Raw genomic sequence first — 17995 nt, 5'->3', positions numbered from 1 at the left:
CTTCCGCCGTGGTAGTATTCCCTGCACGCCACCTCCGTTCTGCCAGGCTGATTGCCCAATGCGCCGTCGTCCGATCTCCATCGCACTGAAGTTCCCGTTGCTGATCACGGGGATCGTGCTGACCATGAGCGCGATGCTGGTATGGGCTGCCTACCAGCATTTCTCGACGGTCCTGCACGATAGCGCCCAGGCACGTCTCCGGTCGAGCGGTGTGCTGCTCGCATCATCACTGGCCGACAGCTATACGGGCGTGCGGGCACAGCTCACGGCCGTAGCGACTCACCCGCTGGTGCGCGAGCAGCTGTCCAGGGGCGGTGATGCCCGGGCCCTCGACAGCACACTTGCCGCGGCACTGGCCACCACCGACTCGACACGCTTGCAACTGCGCCTCGTCGACCGCGGGGGGCGTGACCGGCGCGTGATGCGCACCTCGTATGCGGCCGTGGGTGCGCCATGGGCGGCTGATACCTCGGTGGACGCGGCATTTTCGGCCAGCGAAATCCGCGTGAGTCCCTTGCTCTCCGTCGGTGACGAAGTGGAGTACGAGTTGATCGCGCCTGTGCATGTGGTCGGCAGCGGCGAAGGGCATGTGGGCTACGTGGTGGAAACCCGTCGCATTCGTGCGCAGGGCGTCGATGCGGTGCGCGGCATCGTCGGCACCAGTGCGCTGCTCATGGGCCAGCCCGATTCCGGTGTCTGGACAGACTTTCACGGCGTCGCGCGCGGACCATCCGTGACGGTGCCCCCGGACTCCATCGTGCACCTCACCGGCGTCGATGGGCTTCCCGCCATCAGTGTGGCGCAACGTGTGGGCGGCACACCGTGGGTGGTCTGGCTGGAATATTCGGAAGATCGTTTCCTCGCTCCGTTGCACACCTTCGTACAACGCATGGTTCCCATCACAGCGCTGGTCGCCGTGCTCGGTGCCTTGTTCGCGTGGCTGTTCAGCCGGCAGATCGCCAACCGTCTTGTGGTGATCACGCGAGAATTCGACGGCGTGAATGCGCATCAACCGTCGCTTCCCAACCGGCAACACGGACGCGATGAGATCCACCTGCTCGAAGAGTCCTTCCGCGACATGTCACAGCGCGCCGAACGTCAGGCCCAGCTCGAGTCTCAGCTCATGCAATCGCAGAAACTCGAAGCGGTTGGACGACTGGCCGGTGGTATCGCCCACGATTTCAACAACATGCTGACGGTGGTGCGCAACTACGCCGAAATGGTGCGCGCCGAGCTGGAGCCGGATAGCACCATGTCGAAGGACATGGACGAGATCCTGCACGCCACCACACACGCCGCGCAGCTGACCCGTCAGTTGCTCGCGTTCAGTCGCCAGCAGATCCTGCAGCCGGTGCGCCTCGATGTGAACAGCGTGATTCGCAATGCGCATCGCATGCTGCAGCGCGTGCTGCCGTCACACGTGGAATTCCGTCTCGATCTCCAGGAACCCATGAGCGCCGTCCTCGCCGATCCCGGGCAGATCGAGCAGGTACTCATGAACCTGACCGTCAACGCCTCCGATGCGATGCCCCTGGGCGGGCAGCTCATTTTCCGTACGACCATGTCGAAGCTGCCCGATGGCAGTGACCGGTCGCCCACGCCATCGGTCGTGATTCGGTCACCCGGTGCATCAGCCGCCAGCGATGCCCGACATCATGTGTGCCTGACGGTCTCGGACACCGGCATCGGGATGGATCGTGACACCGCGGCGCGCATCTTCGAACCATTCTTCACCACCAAGCCGGTGGGCAAGGGCACGGGACTGGGCCTTGCCGGCGTGCATGGCATCATCGCGCAACTCGGCGGCACCATTTGTGTATTCAGCGAGCCTGGTGAGGGCACGATGTTCAAGATGTATCTGCCGGCAGCCGAAGGAGCGGCCGATCCGTTGCCACACCACGGACACACCACACCATCCATACAGGAGAGTGGCACCCTGTTGCTGGTCGAAGACGACACCTCCACGCGTGGCGTCATCCGGCGCTTGCTCGAGCGACAGGGCTTCGTTGTGCTCGAAGCGGCGAACGGCCTCGAAGCGGTCGAACGTCTCGACCAACATCACGCCCGTGTGCGCCTGGTGCTTTCCGACGTGATGATGCCGGAACTCAACGGGATGGCGCTCGCCAATCTCATTGCCGATCGATGGCCCGCCATGCCGGTCGTGCTCATGTCCGGCTACACCGACGCCGATATCCCTCAGCAGAACAGCGGCGCGCTCAAGCGACCGTTCGTCGAGAAGCCGTTCACCTCGGCGGTGCTGCTCAATGCCGTGATGCGCGCGCTCTATGCCACCGAGGACGTGCTCAGGCGCTGAATGTGATCGCTGCTGCGGGAGCCAGGCGCACCCGCGGCCCGAAGCTGGTCACATTGCTCAACGTGATGTTGTGGTGTGCGATGACCTGCGGAGCACTCAGATGTTCGTTCCCGTTGGACGTATGTGCATCGCTGGCCAGCAGCACTGGATAGCCGTGCGCGAGCGCGCGCCGCACTGATGTGTCCACGCAGAACTCGGTGTGCATGCCGCATACGACCAGCTCCTGTACCTCGAGCGTGGTGAGCAGATCGGCGAGCGGCGTACGATTGAAGGCATCGGGCGTGGTCTTGCCGACGAAGTGATCGCCATCCGCTGTACGCAATGCCGGTGGCAGCGCCCAGCCTTCCGTACCGTACTCGAGGTACCCGTTGGTGCCCTGATGCTGCACAAAGATCACCGGCGTGCCTGCGACCCGTGCCCGACTGGCCAGCGCATCGATGCGCGCAATGACAGTGTCCGCCTCGAAGGCGGCTTCGGGCCCCTCGCACAGGGCGCGCTGCACATCGATGACCACCAATGCCTGTCGGCTCATCATCGCTCCGGAAAAGGACGAAGGCGCCCGATGCACTATCGGACGCCTTCGTGAATGTAGCGGTGAAGCAGGCGGTCAGAGCACTGCAGTTTCCGCGCTCACCGTGACGTTGCCGATCGTCACCGTGGCGTTGTTGGTCTTGATGAAATTCAGCTTGTTGGCGATGAGCGCCGCGTTCCAGATGGTGCCCGTCGCGGTGTCCGTGGAGCTGTCGTACAGCGCCCGGTCAGCCCGCAGCGTGGAGCGGTTGGCGCAATCCGCACCCTTGGCACCGGTCGCCCAGAAGATCATGCGGATCGTACCAGCGCTCGTGCTGCCGATATCGAAGCAGATCGACGTGGCACCCACCGTATAGAGGGCCGCGCCGGCATCCGTGGCGTAGCTGAACTGCGTGGTGGTACCGGCCGCACCGAAGCGGAACCAGGTCCACGATGCGCCCGACGCTGAACGGCCGCCGGTGATGATCAGCTTGCCCGCGCTGGCCGCGGGGTTGCCCGTCGGCGAGGCGTCCTGTCCGAGCACCGCGTAGAAGTAGCTGTTGTTGGCCGTGGCCTGGATGTTGTCGATGCGCACATGGCGCGCCGATCCACCCGGTGCGGTGCACAGCTGCTGCCAGTCGGTGTTGTTGGTCCAGGCGGCCGAGCAGGACGTGGCCGCGGTGATGGCGGCGGCATCAAGCACCGGCGTGGTCGACAGCGTGATCTTGGGCGTGGCGCCCGAACCAGCCGACTGACGGAAGTAGTTCTTGAGCGTCGTGGCCACCGTGCCGGTCGTGCCCTTCCAGTAGGCGCGGGCGCCCATGGCCGTGGCGGCGGTCAGCGTGCTGCGCACACTGCAGTTGGCGCCGCGCTGGCCGCTCACCCACACCACGAACTGCGGGGCCGTAGTGGCCGAACCATCATGGATGTCGAAGCAGACCGTTGCGCCGCTGTTGATGTAGCTGGCGGCTTCGTCGACGCTGGCATCCACGCTGCCCCACGTCGCCTGCAGCACCGGCGCGGGTGCGGGCGTACCGCCCCCGTACAGGAGCACGCGGAACTGCTGGGCGCCCACCGCGCCGGACGTGGTCGTCGGCGTGGCCGAAAATCCAAGGAGGAGCTGGGCCGAGGCATGGGTGGCCGAGGCGCGGGCGTTCTCGATACGGATATGGCGCACCGCGCCAGAGACGGTGCAGAGCTCGACAAAGTTGTCGGCGTTGGCGGCGGTGATGTCCGTGGTGCACTCGGTCTTCGGCTGATCGCCGGGACCGGCCGGATTGTCATCGCCACAGGCGGTCAGTGCGGTGGCCGCCAGACAGGCGACGAGCAACGTGCCGAGTCGGCGCGTGGGGGCGATCGGGGAAGCGGGGATCATCTTCGCGGCGTTCCAGTTTACGGAAAGCCCCTGCAACAAGGGTGGCAGGGGCCGAGCATCCGGAAGGTAGCACCAATCCCGATTATCTATATCCCGTATAATACGGAGTTGTCGGAGGTGGGGTCTGGCTTCTATGGGCTACTGAATACGAAGACCGAAAGACATGGCCCGGGCCCAGTACGGTTGTTCATCGAGGCGCCAGAAGAAGTGGCGCATATCGCCGATCACAGAGGTGTGTTGGCCGAGCTGCCAAGCCACTGTCCCGCCAGCATATGGAGCCTTGGTCTGTGCCGCGTCCACGCCCATAGCGCGAGGGTTGACCAACGCCCACCCGCCTAGGGCGGTGACCACCAACTTCCGGCCTGCGGCCCCGGCGAGGCCTGCACCGATCTGCGTGTTTGGCAACTGAAATCGCACCCGACACCCGCCGATCGGATCGGGTGAACACAGGGCCACTTCATCCCCCGTTGGTTTGCCGAAGTAGCCCACCTGGACCACCGGCCGTACTCGTCCCGGACCGAACAGGCGACCGGAGATAGTGAAGCCGCCATATCCCTTGGCGCTGGTCTGGAAGTACGTCCGGCCGGCCTGTCGTGTGTGATGGCCCTTCCCGATCAGCAAGTCCACGGAGAAGGCCGGAACGGTCGCCTGAGCCTTGCGTGGCGGCGGCTCGGCCGATTGGGCCACCACACGGTCCGCCAAAATTGCACTCAGTACCAGACCCACTCCTATCCAAGAGCCGCGTACTCTCTTACGGAATTTCATTGTGTCTCTCCCCCAGCGTCCCGAATACGCTGCATTGCCGGTTCACTCACAAAAATCGGCGCATGAAACCGCCTGCCCCATGATAGCGGCGTGACATCGCGATAGTCATGGCGCGCGGGGTCACCATGTCCCGGATGCAACCGTTTCCACAGTGACGCACGCACATTGGGATTGGCGCCCTGCCCGAGCAGCAGCTCGGTGAATGGCGCCGTGAAGGGGCCACGCTTGCCGTAGTTCATCCAGAAGTTGGGCTGCGACACCACCGTGTTGAACAGCGGCGTGTGTCCACCAAAACCACTTGCACCCACCCTCGATGGCGCGTTCACCGATGCGCCCTGTGCGATCAGCCAGCGCGCGATCTCGAGCTCGTCATAGTCCACGCACAGGTGCAACAGCGTGGACCCTCCCACCGGCGTGCCCACGGTGGCATCCAGCGGCTCCCGACACCCCATCGATGTGGGATAGATCTCACGATGCGTGAACGTGCGCGTGAGCAGCAGTGGATCGCGGGCGATATGCGCCTCGAGCAGATCGATACGCCCACGATGCAACGCCATGGTTGGCGTATCGGGATACACCAGACCGTGTTGCTCGTACATCGCGAGAATGGCGTGTTTGGCCTCGGGATTCCGCCCATCGGTTTCCAGCACCACCGCCACCGGCGCGAGACGAGCCCCGCTCTCATCCACCGCACGCGCACCGAGACTCAACAGCAGCGCTGTGCCTTCCGCACTCAGTGTGTATGCAGGGCCGCCCAGGGCATCGTCGTCAATAGGCGGACGCCCCGCCATGTCGTACAACATGCGCGCTGTCTGCACCTTGCCCTGCAACGCAGCCCGACCGGCCGCCGATTCCACATCGGTGGCGCCATGCGCATGCAACCAGCGGATGATGGCATCGCGACCGAGATTGGCCGCATAGGTCATCGGCGGGCCCCAGTTGCTGTCGCGCCGAATCAATACCTGCTCATCACGCAACGCACGATGGGCCGTGATCAATCGACGCACTTCATCCAGGTCATCACGCCAGATCGCATCAGCGAGCTGCACCGATTGCATCAGGCGCGTCCAGCTGGACGCCTGATAACTGCGCGCGAGCACCAGCTGGGCGTCGGCGAGTCGCGCGTTCGCGAGTCGCGCGTTCGCGAGTCGCGCGTCCGTGTGTGGCGCGCTGTCCAACCGCGCGTCGGGGTGATGATGGTGCCACTCCGCGAGTGCGGCAGGATCGCCGTCGCGAAAGGCGCGCAACAATTCCTTGGCCTGCCGGCGCAGTTGATCGGCGTCGGGACGGACGGGCAGGCGACGAACAGGTGCAACGGACATGACGAGCCTCCTGATATGCCCGGGGTCCGCTGGCGTCGGGCGTGAGGAGGTTCGTGGCACCCAGCCATACTGCGTCCTGCTCAGGTGGACTCGGTCCTTCCCGCGGACAGGCGGCGCCCTGCGCGCCAGAAGCACATGACGTGCTCCTGACGCAGAAACTACGAGAGCGAATTCCCGTCCGCTATATGGCGGTTGCCGGCTGGAGCGTGAACTGGCGCTTGCGATGGATGCTGAGCGCCAGACCGGCCGCCACCAGGCACAGCGCCCCGGCGAGCATGAACGCGGGCACATACGTGTTGAGCGATGTGCGAATCACGCCGGCCGTGTACGCGATGGATGCCGCGCCCAGCTGATGTCCCATGAAGATCCAGCCGAACACCACACCGGCTCGCTCACGACCAAACGCATCCGTCGTCAGCTTGAGCGTAGGAGGTACCGTGGCAATCCAGTCGAGCCCATAAAACACCGCAAACGGACTCAGCCCCGCGAACGTGAACTCGGCGTGTGGCAGATACAGCAGGGAGAGCCCGCGCAGCGCGTAGTACCAGAACAACAGCCAGCGCGCGTCGTAACGGTCGGAGAGCCAGCCCGACCCCACCGTGCCGATGAAGTCGAACAACCCCATCATCGCGAGTACCGATGCTGCCGCCACCGCCATCATGCCATAGTCGCCGCACATAGACACGAAGTGTGTCTGCACCAGACCATTCGTACTCGCGCCACAGATGAAAAACGTGGCGAACAGTATCCAGAACGTGCGCGACGAACTCACCTCACGCAGTGTGCCCAGTGGCGAGATACTCGGCGGCGGTGACGTCTGAGGCGCGTCAGCAGCCTCACCGTACGCGCGCTGCGATAGCTCCTCGGGTCGATTGCGCATGAACAGCACCACCAGCACGAGCGTAATGCTGAGCAAGCCGGCGATCAGCAGAATGGCCGTGCGCCAGCCGTGCGACTCCGACAGCCTCGCTACGATAGGCAGGAAGGCCAGTTGTCCCGTCGCCGAGGATGCGCTGAGCAGGCCGATGACCACACCGCGACGCGTGGTGAACCATCGCGATGCGACCGTAGCCCCGAGCACCATGGCGGTCATGCCTGAACCAATGCCCACCAGCAGCCCCCACGTCAGTGTGAGCTGCCAGCGGGCGTGTATCTGTGTGGAGAGCGCGAGGCCCACCAGGATCAGCGCCAGTGCCGATGCCACCACCCGCTTGAGCCCAAAGCGGATCATCAGAGCCGCCGCAAACGGGGCGATCACGCCGTACAGCACCAGCCGCAGGGCCAGCGCGCTGGAGATTTCAGCGGTGGTCCACCCGAACTCCTTCTCGAGTGGCGGCATGAGTACACCCGGCGCTCCCAGGGCAGATGCCGTGGTGAGCATGACGACAAACGTCACGGCCGCCATCACCCACCCATAGTGGACCTGACGACGTGCGAGCAATGCGGCGAACGACGAAGAGATCACGGCGCCTCTTTACATGATGACTGTCATATTTCATTTATGATGGCCGTCATGTATATTGTCAAGCAGGCGAAGGTCGGGCTCAACGGCGGGGGGCGGGCGATGCGGACATCACGGGAACAGGTCGAACAGAACCGCGAGGTATTGCTGGAGGCTGCGGGCCGTGGCTATCGCAGACTGGGCTTCGATGGCGTTCGCGTAGCCGATGTCATGCAGGAAGCCGGGCTCACCCATGGTGGCTTCTACGGCTACTTCGCTTCCAAGGAGGACATGGCGGCGCAGGCCTTCTCGCACTATTTCGGGCTGCTCACCGAGCGCCTGCGCGGCCGGGTGGAGCGCGGTGAAACGCTGGCCGAGTACGCCGAGCGATACCTGTCGCGGCGTAACCGCGACCATCCCGACCAGGCGTGCCTGTTCTCCAGCCTGTCGGGAGAAGTCGCGCGGCAACCGGACGCCGTGCGCCGCGCCTACACGGAAGGACTGGAAGCCTATCTGGCCGAGTTCACGAATCTCACGGGCAACCGCGCAGATGCGATTGCGGCGTTCGCGACACTCATCGGCGCGATGTCACTGGCGCGCGCCGTGGATGACGACGCACTGTCCCGCGAGATCCTCGAAGCCGGCAAGCGCGCGCTGGACGCGGCGCGATAGGCTCGCGCGACAACTACGCCGCGCTGACGTGGCCGGCGACGATTTGCCAATCGCGCGAATCGTGCCGTGCCCAGACGCGGGTGTAGCGGTAAGTACCGCGCACCTCACCGCCACCGGCAAACACCACGAGCGCGGTTCGCAGTGACACCACGGCCACGTCGGGGCCCACACGACGCACCTGCAGTTCGATCGGATCGTGGGCGAGGAAGCGCACCATGCCACCAGCGTGCGCCGCCAGATCCTGCGCCTTCGTGACCAGCTGGCCATCAGGCCCGGCAAACAACAGCTCTTCCGCGATGAGCGTATCCAGGGTCGCCACATCACCGGTGAGCTGCGCCGCGCGCAGTCGCGCTTCCAGCAGCACGATTTCCGGATCGGGCGTGCCCACCAGCACCCCATGCAGCATGTCGCCAGCGGTGTTGTTGTCGCTCATGAATGGCTCTGGTCGGAGTTCGGCACCCCATCGGGCACAATGGCGGTCACTTCGATTTCCACCTTCGCGCGATCTTCCATGAGTGCCACGACCTGCACCGCGGTCATGGCGATGTCATAGTGTCCGATCAACTCACGAAAGGCAGCCCCGATACCCGGCAGGGCCGCACGGTACTCATCGCGGCTGACCACATACCAGGTCATGCGCACGATGTGCCGCGGCGAAGCATCGGCCGCGTGCAGCACGGCCACGATGTTCGCCAATGCCTGCCTCGCCTGCCCCGCAAAATCGTCCGTCTGGAAGGTCTCTGTGGCATCCCAGCCGATCATGCCGGCGACATGCACCTCGCGACCACGCGCGGACACACCATTGGCATATCCCCGGGGACGCTTCCAGCCGGCAGGCAATACGGGCGTATTCATCGCACACTCGCTTGAAAGGATTCAATGGCACTGCGCAGGTCTTCCGGAAACGGCATGGACCGATGCGTATCAAGACTGGTGCACACGATCACCTGCCGCGCGTGGACGCGCACCACCTCCCCGCCGCGCACGTCGATGATCAGCACCAGAGAGCTCCGCCCCAGGTGTTCGACCGACAATCCCAGCGTGATCTGCTCACCCATGCTGCTGGGCGCGCGGAAGTCGGTCTCGAACCGGACCGTGGGCAGCCCGACGCGCCTAGCGCCGAGCAGGTCAGCGTACGAGATGCCGAGTCGTTCGGTGACCCAGTCGTCGACGAGATTCTGGAACATGATGTAGTACTGCGCGAAAAACATGATGCCAGCCGGATCGCACACACTGAACGGCACACGCACCGGCTTCTCGAAACGAGCCGGTGAGATCTGGTCGGTGTTCATGACGTGCTCACCTCGTCGAGTTCACGCAACCGGAAGCGCTGCAGCTTGCCGGTGCTGGTGCGCGGCAGCTGTGCGACAAACCGCACCGCGCGCGGATATTTGTAGGGCGCCACGGATTGTTTCACAAAGTCCTGCAGCGCTTTGACCATGTCGCCATCGGGGGCATAGCCCGCACGCAGCACCACGTAGGCCTTCACGAGCTGACCACGCTCCGTATCCGGAACGCCCGCGACCCCACATTCGGCCACAGCCGGATGCTGCAGCAGCACATTCTCCACCTCAGGGCCGGCAATGTTGTAGCCAGACGAGATGATGATGTCGTCAGTGCGCGCGTGATAGTGGAAATAGCCATCGGCATCGATGGCGTAGGCATCGCCCGTGTAGTTCCAGCCATCCTTCACGTACGTGCGCTGCCGGTCATCCCGCAGATACCGGCAACCGGTGGGCCCTTTCACGCGCAGCTTGCCCACCACCCCCACGGGCACGGGCCGCCCGGCGTCGTCCACCACTTCCGCACGATAGCCTGGCACCGGCTTGCCCGTCGCGCCGGGGCGCGCGTGCGCCTCGTCGGCGGCGATGAAGATGTGCAGCAACTCCGTCGCGCCAATGCCGTCGATGAGTTCGATGCCCGTCACGTCGCGCCAGAGCGCGCGTGTGGCGGCAGGCAGCGCTTCCCCGGCAGAAACACACTTGCGCAGCGTCGTGCCCGCCAGCGCATCCCGATTGGCGGCCATGGCGCGATAGGACGTGGGCGCAGTGAACAACACAGTGGCACCGAATTCCCGGATGCCCTCCAGCAGATGCGGCGGCGACACCTTGTCGAGCAACACCGTGGACGCGCCGATCGACATGGGAAACAACACCAGCCCGCCGAGCCCGAATGTGAAAGCCAACGGCGGACTGCCCATGAAGACATCATCCGCCGTGGCCCGCAGTACATGGGTCGGGAAACACCGGCAGATCGCCACCACGTCACGGTGATAGTGCATGGTGGCCTTGGGCACGCCAGTGGTACCCGACGTGAAGGCCAACAGGCAGGTATCGTCGCTCGCCGTATTCACGGTTGCAAATGGCGCATCGAAACGCGCCATGGCCGCCTCGAGGCCGTCGGCAGAGGCATCGTGATAGCAGCGAATGTCACGCAATACCGGCGCCACCTGCTGCGCCGCCGTCAGCTCCTCCAGCAGACCGGCGTCGCACAGCGCATGCGTCACCTGACCAATGGCGATCATGGTGGCCAATTCCTTGGCCCGCAGCATGGGCATGGTGGTCACCGCGATCGCGCCGGCCTTCATCACAGCGTACCAGCAGGCCACGAGCATCGGATGATTCGCGCCGCGCAACAACACCCGATTGCCCGGGACCACGCCCATCTCCGCCACCAGCACATGCGCGATACGATCGACTCGCGCCTGTAGTTCGCGATATGTCCAGCGAATGCCGGGCGCCACGAGGCATGGGCGATCACCACCGCCGTCACTCACCTGCCGGTCGAGCAGCTCAGTGGCGCAGTTGAGCTGCGCCGGGAACTGCAGCTCTGGCAGCTCGAAGATGAACTCCGGCTGCTGCGAAGCCGGCGGCAGGTGATCGCGAGCGAAGGTATCGACGTGGGCGCTGGGCATGGATCGCTCAGGGGGTCGAGGGGCGGACATCACGCAATAGATCGCGCGCGATGATCAACTGCTGCACTTCACTCGCCCCCTCGTAGATCCGGAGCGCGCGAATCTCGCGGTACAGGCGTTCCACCGGCACATCGTGCACCACGCCCATGCCACCCCACAGCTGCAGCGCGGCGTCGATGACCTTCTGCGCGCCCTCGGTGGCCACATACTTGGCCATCGCCGCCTCGCGTGTGACGGACTGCCCCTGATCGCGCTGCCACGCGGCACGGTATGTGAGCAGCGCGGCGCTGTCGATGGTGGTGGCCATCTCCGCAAGACTCGACTGCGTGAGCTGCAGGTCGGCGAGCACACCGCCGAACATCTTGCGCGTGGTGACGCGCGCCAGCGCCTCATCGAGTGCCCGTCGGGCAAAGCCCAGCGCGGCAGCCGCGACCGATGTGCGGAACACATCGAGAGTGCGCATGGCCAGCTTGAAACCCTCACCCGCCGCGCCAATGCGCTGTTCCACTGGCACGCGGCAGCCTGTGAACCGGAGCCTCGCCAGCGGATGTGGTGCGATCACATCGATGCGCTCGGCGATCTCCAACCCATCTGCATCGGCATCGACGATGAACGCCGAGATGCCCCGGGCCCCCGGCGCCTCACCCGTGCGGGCAAACACCACGTAGAAGTCGGCGATACCGCCGTTGGAGATCCACGTCTTCTCGCCATCGAGCACGTAGTGCGCCCCATTGAGACGGGCTGCACACTGGAGCGCTGCCGCGTCAGACCCCGAGTCCGGCTCCGAGAGCGCAAAGGCGGCAATGGCCTCCCCCCGCGCGACCCGCGGCAGGTAGCGCGACTTCTGCCCATCAGTGCCGGCCAGCGTGATGGCACCCGATCCCAGCCCCTGCATCGCGAATGCGAAGTCGGCGAGTCCATCGTGTCGGGCCAGCGTCTCCCGTGCCAGACAGATGCTGCGCGTGTCGATCACGTCGGCAGCGCCGCCCCACTGCTTACCTCCCACCGCATGCTGCAACCAGCCCGCCTCGCCCAGCGCACGCACACGGCGCCGGCAGGCGTCATCCACATCGTGATCGGCTGCGGTGTGGCCCAGCGAGGCGGTGGCCCATACATCGAGCGCGGCTGCGAACTGTGCATGCTGCGACTCGAAGAACGGCCAGGCGAGATAGCGCGTATCGCCCATGGTCAGCGGCCCTGAAACACCGGCACCTGCTTGGCCGCAAAGGCATGATAGGCCGTACGGAAGTCCTCGGTGAGCATGCACAGCGCCTGCGCCTGCGCCTCGGCTTCGATGGCTTGCTCGATGCCCATGGTCCACTCCTGGTGCAGCATGGTCTTGGTGATCCCGTTCGCGAACGCCGGTCCTTCCGCGAGCGCGCGACCCATCGCCTGCGCTTCCTGCAGCAGTGCTTCCGGTGCGAGCAGCCGATTGAAGAACCCCCAGCGTTCTCCCTCTTCACCGCCGAGCGAACGACCGGTGTAGAGCAGTTCGCTGGCCCTTCCCTGCCCGATGATGCGGGGCAGGATGGCACAAGCCCCCATATCGCAGCCGGCCAGTCCCACACGATTGAACAGGAACGCCACCTTGCTGCGCGCGGTGCCGTAGCGGAGATCGGAGGACATGGCGAGGATGGCGCCGGCGCCAGCGCACACACCATCAACGGCGGCGATGATGGGCTGCGGGCAGGCTCGCATGGCGAGCACCAGGTCACCCGTCATGCGCGTGAATCGCAGCAGGTCGGGAGATGGGAGATCAACCAGCGGCCCGATGATTTCATGGACATCACCGCCAGAGCAGAAGTTGCCGCCCGCCCCGGTGAGGACCACCGCACGCACATCGGTGGCCTGACGCAGCGCGCGGAAGCAGTCGCGCAGTTCGGCGTAGCTCTCGAAAGTGAGCGGATTATTGCGCTCGGGGCGGTTCAGCGTGATGGTGGCCACCTGCCCTTCGAGCGACCATGCAAAATGCGTGGCCTCGAAACCGGTCATGCGGCGCGTGGTGCCCGCGTCGAGTGCGGCGTGCGAAGTCATGTCTGGCGTTCCTTGCGCGAAGGGGAGACCGGGCGTTGCTCAGCGACGTGCACGCGCAATCGGCCAAGCAGGGCATACAATGTGTCGCGATGGGGCGCATCGAATCCGTCGAACAGGTCCACCAGCCACTGTTCATGCTCGACGGCCATGCGCTGGAATCGCCGGCGTCCGATTTTGGTGAATCGCACGATGCTGGAGCGCCCGTCGGTGGGATCAGCCAGTCGTTCGATCAGTCCGTCGACGATGAGCTGATTCGTCAGCGCAGTGACATTGCCACCAGTCACCATGAGGTAGCGCGACAGCGCATTGAGCCGCAGGCCGTCAGGATGTCTGTCGAGCTGCGCGAGATAGTCGAACCGTGGCAAGGTGGTACCGAAGCGCTCACGCAGCTTCACCCGGATGTGCTGCTCCACCTGAACACTGCACGAGAGCAACCGCAGCCACAGGCGCACCGCTGAATGATCATCGGCGCTGGCCCGGGCCTCCTGTCCGATCTCGTCGTCTCCCACGACATGCACGCGGGCAAATCCTCGCACCGTCATGGTCAGACCTCCCCGCCGCTGACCGGCAGCGCCACGCCGGTGATCGCATCGGCCGATGGGGCGCACAACCAGGCCACCGCGTTCGCCACATCCGCAGGGGCGATGAGCCGCCCCTGCGGATTGAGCGCGGTGAGGGTAGCCCTGGCTTCGCTTTCACTTCGGCCCGTGCGAGCCACGATGGTGTCCACGCTCTCGCGCAGCATGTCCGTATCGGTGAAACCCGGGCAGACGGCATTCACCGTGACGCCGCGCGTCGCGACTTCGAGCGCCAGCGCACGCGTGAGTCCCAGGACGCCGTGCTTGGCCGCCACATAGGCGCTGACATACGGATAGCCACGCAACGACGCGGTGCTCGCGACGGTGACCACACGCCCCCATCCTGCGGCGATCATGCCGGGCAGCACAGCCCGCGTCATGAAGAAGGGACCGGACAAATTCACGGCCAGCATGCGGGCCCACAGCTCGTCCGACGTCTTGTTGACGGGCGCACTCTGGGCCTGGCCGGCGTTGTTCACCAGCACGTCCACACGCGGCAAGGCAAATAAGGCCTCCGCCACCGCCGCGCTGTCGGTCACGTCGCACTCGACAACACCGGCCGCCCGATCACCGAGTCTGGCCGCCATGGCCTCGAGTGGTGCCCGCGATCGTCCCAGCAGTGTCACGTGCGCACCATCCGCAGCGAGTCGCTCGGCGATTGCGGCGCCGATGCCGCGCCCCGCACCTGTCACCAACGCATGTCGTCCTTGAAGCACTGTCATTGATTCCCTCGTTTTGCGTCAAATCCGTCAATGGAGGACGGCGTGATCACCGTCGCCGCGCGTGCAAATCCGGCTTCGAGCTGTGGCTTGCCACGTTCGTATGGCTTCGGCCAGCGTATAGGTGTATAGCCGATGCGAGCCGCTTCAGTGAGTGTCCAGGCAGGATTGGCGAGATGTGGCCTGGCGACGGCACACAGATCTGCGCGCCCGGCCGCGATGATCGAGTTCACATGATCGGCCTCGCTGATCGCGCCAACGGCAATGGTGTCGATGCCGGCTTCCTGACGAATGCGATCCGCGAACGGCGTCTGAAACATGCGTCCATATGTGGGACGCTCCCGCTTGCTGACCTGTCCTGACGAGCAGTCGATGAGATCGGCGCCAGCATCGCGAAATGCCCGTGCAATCTCCACCGCTTCAGTGGGCGTGATGCCGCCCTCCACCCAGTCGTGCGCCGAGATGCGGACAGACATCGGCAGGTGCTGCGGCCAGATGCTGCGCATCAGGGTGAAGACTTCCAGCGGGTAGCGGAGGCGGTTCTCGAGGCTGCCGCCGTATTCGTCCGTGCGCTGGTTGGTGAGCGGCGAGATGAAACTCGACAGCAGATAGCCGTGTGCGCAGTGCAACTCCACCCAATCAAATCCAGCGGCGATGGCACGGTGCGTGGAGGCGGCGAACTCGTCGCGTACCAGCGTCATCTCGCGTCGCGTGATCTCGCGCGCCATGTCGCTGACCCCAGGCAGGTATGCCTGGGGGGATGCGCTGACCAGCGGCCAGTTGGGTTCGTGCGCCGATTCGGGGAGGGGCAGGTCGGTGCCGTCCCAGCCACGACGTGTCGATCCCTTGGCACCACTGTGCCCGAGCTGCACGGCAATGCGTGCATCGGTGTGGTCGTGCACCCAGTTCACGATGCGACGCCACGCGGCTTCCTGGCGGTCGTTCCAGAGACCGGGGCACCCCGGTGTGATACGTGCCTCGGGACTCGGGCACGTCATCTCGGCCATCACCAGTGCCGCACCGCCCAGCGCGCGGGCGCCCAGATGCACGAGATGGAATTCACCAGCGATACCGTCCACGGCCGAGTACTGCGCCATGGGCGACACCATCACGCGATTCTTGAGCGTGACCGATCGCACCGTGTACGGTGTGAACATCGGAGGCGTGCCGACGGCATCGGGCGCAGCCGCGCGTTCCGCAAACCAACGTTCGTACCCCTCCAGCCAGGCGCGGTCACGCAGGCGGAGATTTTCGTGGCTGATACGCTGACTGCGCGTGAGCAGCGAATACATGAACTGCTCGGGTGCGAGCTGGTCGCAGTATCGCGAACCGCAGACCTCGAACCACTCCATCGCGTTCCAGGCCGCATTCTGAATGCGCAGTGTCTCGATGCGACGCGCCTCCTGGAAAGCGGCCAGGACTTCGGGAATGTGCTCCGGCGTGTCACCGTGCCGCTGGAACTGGCGCACCAGCTCTACCGCGTCTTCGAGGGCCAGCTTGGTGCCCGACCCGATGGCAAAGTGTGCGGTGTGCACGGCGTCGCCGAGCAATACCACATGACTGCCATTGGTATTGCGCAACCACCACTGCTCGCACACGACGCGCTGGAAGTTGAGCCAGGCCGATCCCCGCTGATGACGGGCGTTGCTGAGCAGTGGTGAACCGTCGAGCGTTTCGGCGAAGAGTCGCTCGCAGAACGCCACCGACTCTTCCTGGCTGGCCGTGTCGAGTCCGTGCGCACGCCACACCGACTCCGGGCATTCCACGATGCACGTGGATGTCTTTTCGTCGAACTGATAGATGTGTGCCTGAAACCAGCCGTGTTCAGTGCGCTGGAAGTCGAACGTGAACGCTTCAAAGCGACGCGGCGTCCCCAGCCAGATGAATCGGTTGGGGCGCACGACAATGTCGGGCTTGAAGGTGTCGGCGTACGCCGTGCGGATCTTCGAGTTGATGCCGTCTGATGCGATGATCAGGTCGGCATCAGGGAACTCGAGATCGGAATCGACATCCTGCTCGAAGCGCAGCTCCACACCCAGCGCCTCACAGCGCGCCTGCAGGATGTTGAGCAGATGCTTGCGACCGATGCCCACGAACCCGTGGCCACCGGAGCGGATGCGGCGCCCCTTGAAGCGCAGCTCGATGTCATCCCAGTGACTGAAGGACTGCTCGATGGCCTCAGCGGTCTCGAGGTCCCACCGGCGCATCGTGTCCATGGTCGCATCAGAGAACACCACGCCCCAGCCAAACGTGTCGTACGGACGATTCCGTTCGACCACGGTGATCTGGTGACGCGGATCCAGACGCTTCATCAGCAGGGCGAAATACAGCCCCGCTGGTCCCCCGCCAATGCACACTATTCGCATGGCGCCAACACTACCACCTGTTACTTCAAACCTCAAGCAAAAGGTGAAATTCGCTGAAAATCAGGTGACGGCCTGCCGCACCTGATACTCCGGGGCCCGCCAGGCGTTCGTACGCAGCACGTCCTCCAGCACGTCGACGGCATGCGCGATGTCCGCGTAGCGCAGATACAATGGCGTCAATCCGAAGCGCATGATATCCGGTGCACGGAAGTCACCGATCACACCACGCGCGATGAGTGCCTGCATGATGGCATAGCCATGTGCATGCCGGAACGACACGTGACTGCCACGAGGCGCGCCCGATGGCGGACCAACGAGTGTTACATCGTGTTCCCCACAACGTGCCTGTACCATGGCGATGAACAGCTCCGCCATCGCACGTGATTTGCGTGCGATCTCCGTCATGTCGGCTTCGAGGTGCAGGTCCACACCACATTCGAGGCCCGCGACCGCGACGATTGGTGGCGTACCGCACAAAAAGCGCGCGATGCCATCCGCGGGTTCGTACTGATCGGTGAATGCGAAGGGTCGCGCATGTCCCATCCACCCACCCAGTGGCGACACCAGCGTGGCGTGATGTCGCTCGGCCACGAACAGGAAGGCCGGCGCGCCGGGACCACCATTGAGGAACTTGTAGCCGCACCCCACCGCGAGATCAGCATCGCAGGCATTCAGCTGTATCGGCAATGCGCCCACCGAATGACTGAGATCCCACAACACCATCGCGCCCTTGTCCTGCGCGGCCTTCGTGACGGCAGCCATGTCATGCACGTCCGCCGTCTTGTAGTGCACGTGGGTGAGCAGGACCAGAGCGGTGTCATCGGTGATGTGCGCGATCACTTCTTCGCGTGGCACCAGTTGCAAGGCATGCCCGTCGCCCAATGTCGCGATGGCCGTCTGCAGCATGTAGAGATCAGTGGGAAAATTTCCCGGCTCCGAGATCACCGTGCGCCGACCGGGGCGTGCGGCCAACGCGGCGACGATG

17 protein-coding genes are annotated in these 17995 nt (G+C 64.7%); 2 read left to right on the top strand and 15 right to left on the bottom strand.

Annotated elements, in window-relative coordinates; all coding sequences use genetic code 11:
- Positions 1-58 precede the first annotated feature (58 nt).
- On the top strand, positions 59-2314 hold the full coding sequence (locus VGE27_RS06475; RefSeq protein WP_331048824.1) for a hybrid sensor histidine kinase/response regulator: 2256 nt from the start codon (positions 59-61) through the stop codon (positions 2312-2314).
- Here VGE27_RS06475 and VGE27_RS06470 read toward each other — a convergent pair.
- From VGE27_RS06470 to VGE27_RS06450, 5 genes are all read right to left on the bottom strand, one after another.
- A complete protein-coding gene (locus VGE27_RS06470) occupies positions 2304-2846 on the bottom strand; it encodes a cysteine hydrolase family protein (RefSeq protein ID WP_331048823.1) in 543 nt (180 codons plus the stop codon). The genes VGE27_RS06475 and VGE27_RS06470 overlap by 11 nt on opposite strands.
- Positions 2847-2921: 75 nt before the next feature.
- On the bottom strand, positions 2922-4199 hold the full coding sequence (locus VGE27_RS06465; RefSeq protein ID WP_331048822.1) for a hypothetical protein: 1278 nt from the start codon (positions 4197-4199) through the stop codon (positions 2922-2924).
- Positions 4200-4337: 138 nt separating this feature from the next.
- A complete protein-coding gene (locus VGE27_RS06460) occupies positions 4338-4886 on the bottom strand; it encodes a hypothetical protein (protein WP_331048821.1) in 549 nt (182 codons plus the stop codon).
- A 74-nt stretch (positions 4887-4960) separates the two neighbouring features.
- The gene (locus tag VGE27_RS06455; protein WP_331048820.1) at positions 4961-6286 is read right to left on the bottom strand and encodes an ankyrin repeat domain-containing protein; all 1326 of its coding nucleotides are present in this window, start codon (positions 6284-6286) and stop codon (positions 4961-4963) included.
- Between the two features lie 181 nt (positions 6287-6467).
- A complete protein-coding gene (locus VGE27_RS06450; RefSeq protein WP_331048819.1) occupies positions 6468-7751 on the bottom strand; it encodes an MFS transporter in 1284 nt (427 codons plus the stop codon).
- A 48-nt stretch (positions 7752-7799) separates the two neighbouring features.
- On the opposite strand from VGE27_RS06450, the gene VGE27_RS06445 reads away from it, so the two are divergent.
- Entirely contained in the window at positions 7800-8399 is a 600-nt protein-coding gene (locus VGE27_RS06445) for a TetR/AcrR family transcriptional regulator (protein ID WP_331048818.1), read from the top strand.
- A 13-nt stretch (positions 8400-8412) separates the two neighbouring features.
- Here VGE27_RS06445 and VGE27_RS06440 read toward each other — a convergent pair whose 3' ends face one another.
- The 10 genes from VGE27_RS06440 to VGE27_RS06395 form a co-directional block, all read right to left on the bottom strand.
- Positions 8413-8832, bottom strand: a complete 420-nt coding sequence (locus tag VGE27_RS06440) for a nuclear transport factor 2 family protein (RefSeq protein ID WP_331048817.1) — start codon at positions 8830-8832, stop codon at positions 8413-8415.
- On the bottom strand, positions 8829-9254 hold the full coding sequence (locus VGE27_RS06435; protein WP_331048816.1) for a RidA family protein: 426 nt from the start codon (positions 9252-9254) through the stop codon (positions 8829-8831). Before VGE27_RS06435 ends, VGE27_RS06440 begins: the two co-directional genes overlap by 4 nt.
- Positions 9251-9691: a thioesterase family protein gene (locus tag VGE27_RS06430; RefSeq protein WP_331048815.1), complete on the bottom strand. Its 441-nt coding sequence runs from the start codon at positions 9689-9691 to the stop codon at positions 9251-9253. Before VGE27_RS06430 ends, VGE27_RS06435 begins: the two co-directional genes overlap by 4 nt.
- A complete protein-coding gene (locus VGE27_RS06425) occupies positions 9688-11313 on the bottom strand; it encodes an AMP-binding protein (protein ID WP_331048814.1) in 1626 nt (541 codons plus the stop codon). Before VGE27_RS06425 ends, VGE27_RS06430 begins: the two co-directional genes overlap by 4 nt.
- Positions 11314-11320: 7 nt before the next feature.
- Positions 11321-12499 (bottom strand): acyl-CoA dehydrogenase family protein, encoded by a 1179-nt coding sequence (locus VGE27_RS06420; protein ID WP_331048813.1) that lies wholly within the window; start codon positions 12497-12499, stop codon positions 11321-11323.
- A gap of 2 nt (positions 12500-12501) precedes the next feature.
- The gene (locus tag VGE27_RS06415; RefSeq protein ID WP_331048812.1) at positions 12502-13347 is read right to left on the bottom strand and encodes an enoyl-CoA hydratase family protein; all 846 of its coding nucleotides are present in this window, start codon (positions 13345-13347) and stop codon (positions 12502-12504) included.
- A complete protein-coding gene (locus VGE27_RS06410; RefSeq protein ID WP_331048811.1) occupies positions 13344-13889 on the bottom strand; it encodes a MarR family winged helix-turn-helix transcriptional regulator in 546 nt (181 codons plus the stop codon). The genes VGE27_RS06415 and VGE27_RS06410 overlap by 4 nt, the downstream gene beginning before the upstream one ends.
- Before the next feature lie 2 nt (positions 13890-13891).
- Positions 13892-14647 (bottom strand): SDR family NAD(P)-dependent oxidoreductase, encoded by a 756-nt coding sequence (locus tag VGE27_RS06405; protein ID WP_331048810.1) that lies wholly within the window; start codon positions 14645-14647, stop codon positions 13892-13894.
- Complete coding sequence (locus tag VGE27_RS06400; RefSeq protein ID WP_331048809.1) at positions 14644-17010, bottom strand: bifunctional salicylyl-CoA 5-hydroxylase/oxidoreductase; 2367 nt, start codon at positions 17008-17010, stop codon at positions 14644-14646. The genes VGE27_RS06405 and VGE27_RS06400 overlap by 4 nt, the downstream gene beginning before the upstream one ends.
- A 60-nt stretch (positions 17011-17070) precedes the next feature.
- A partial coding sequence (locus VGE27_RS06395; RefSeq protein ID WP_331048808.1) for a kynureninase occupies positions 17071-17995 on the bottom strand: 925 nt, incomplete at its 5' end.

Source organism: Gemmatimonas sp. (assembly GCF_036405635.1).
Taxonomy (GTDB): domain Bacteria; phylum Gemmatimonadota; class Gemmatimonadetes; order Gemmatimonadales; family Gemmatimonadaceae; genus Gemmatimonas.
This window is presented reverse-complemented; position numbering and strand designations above follow the sequence as displayed.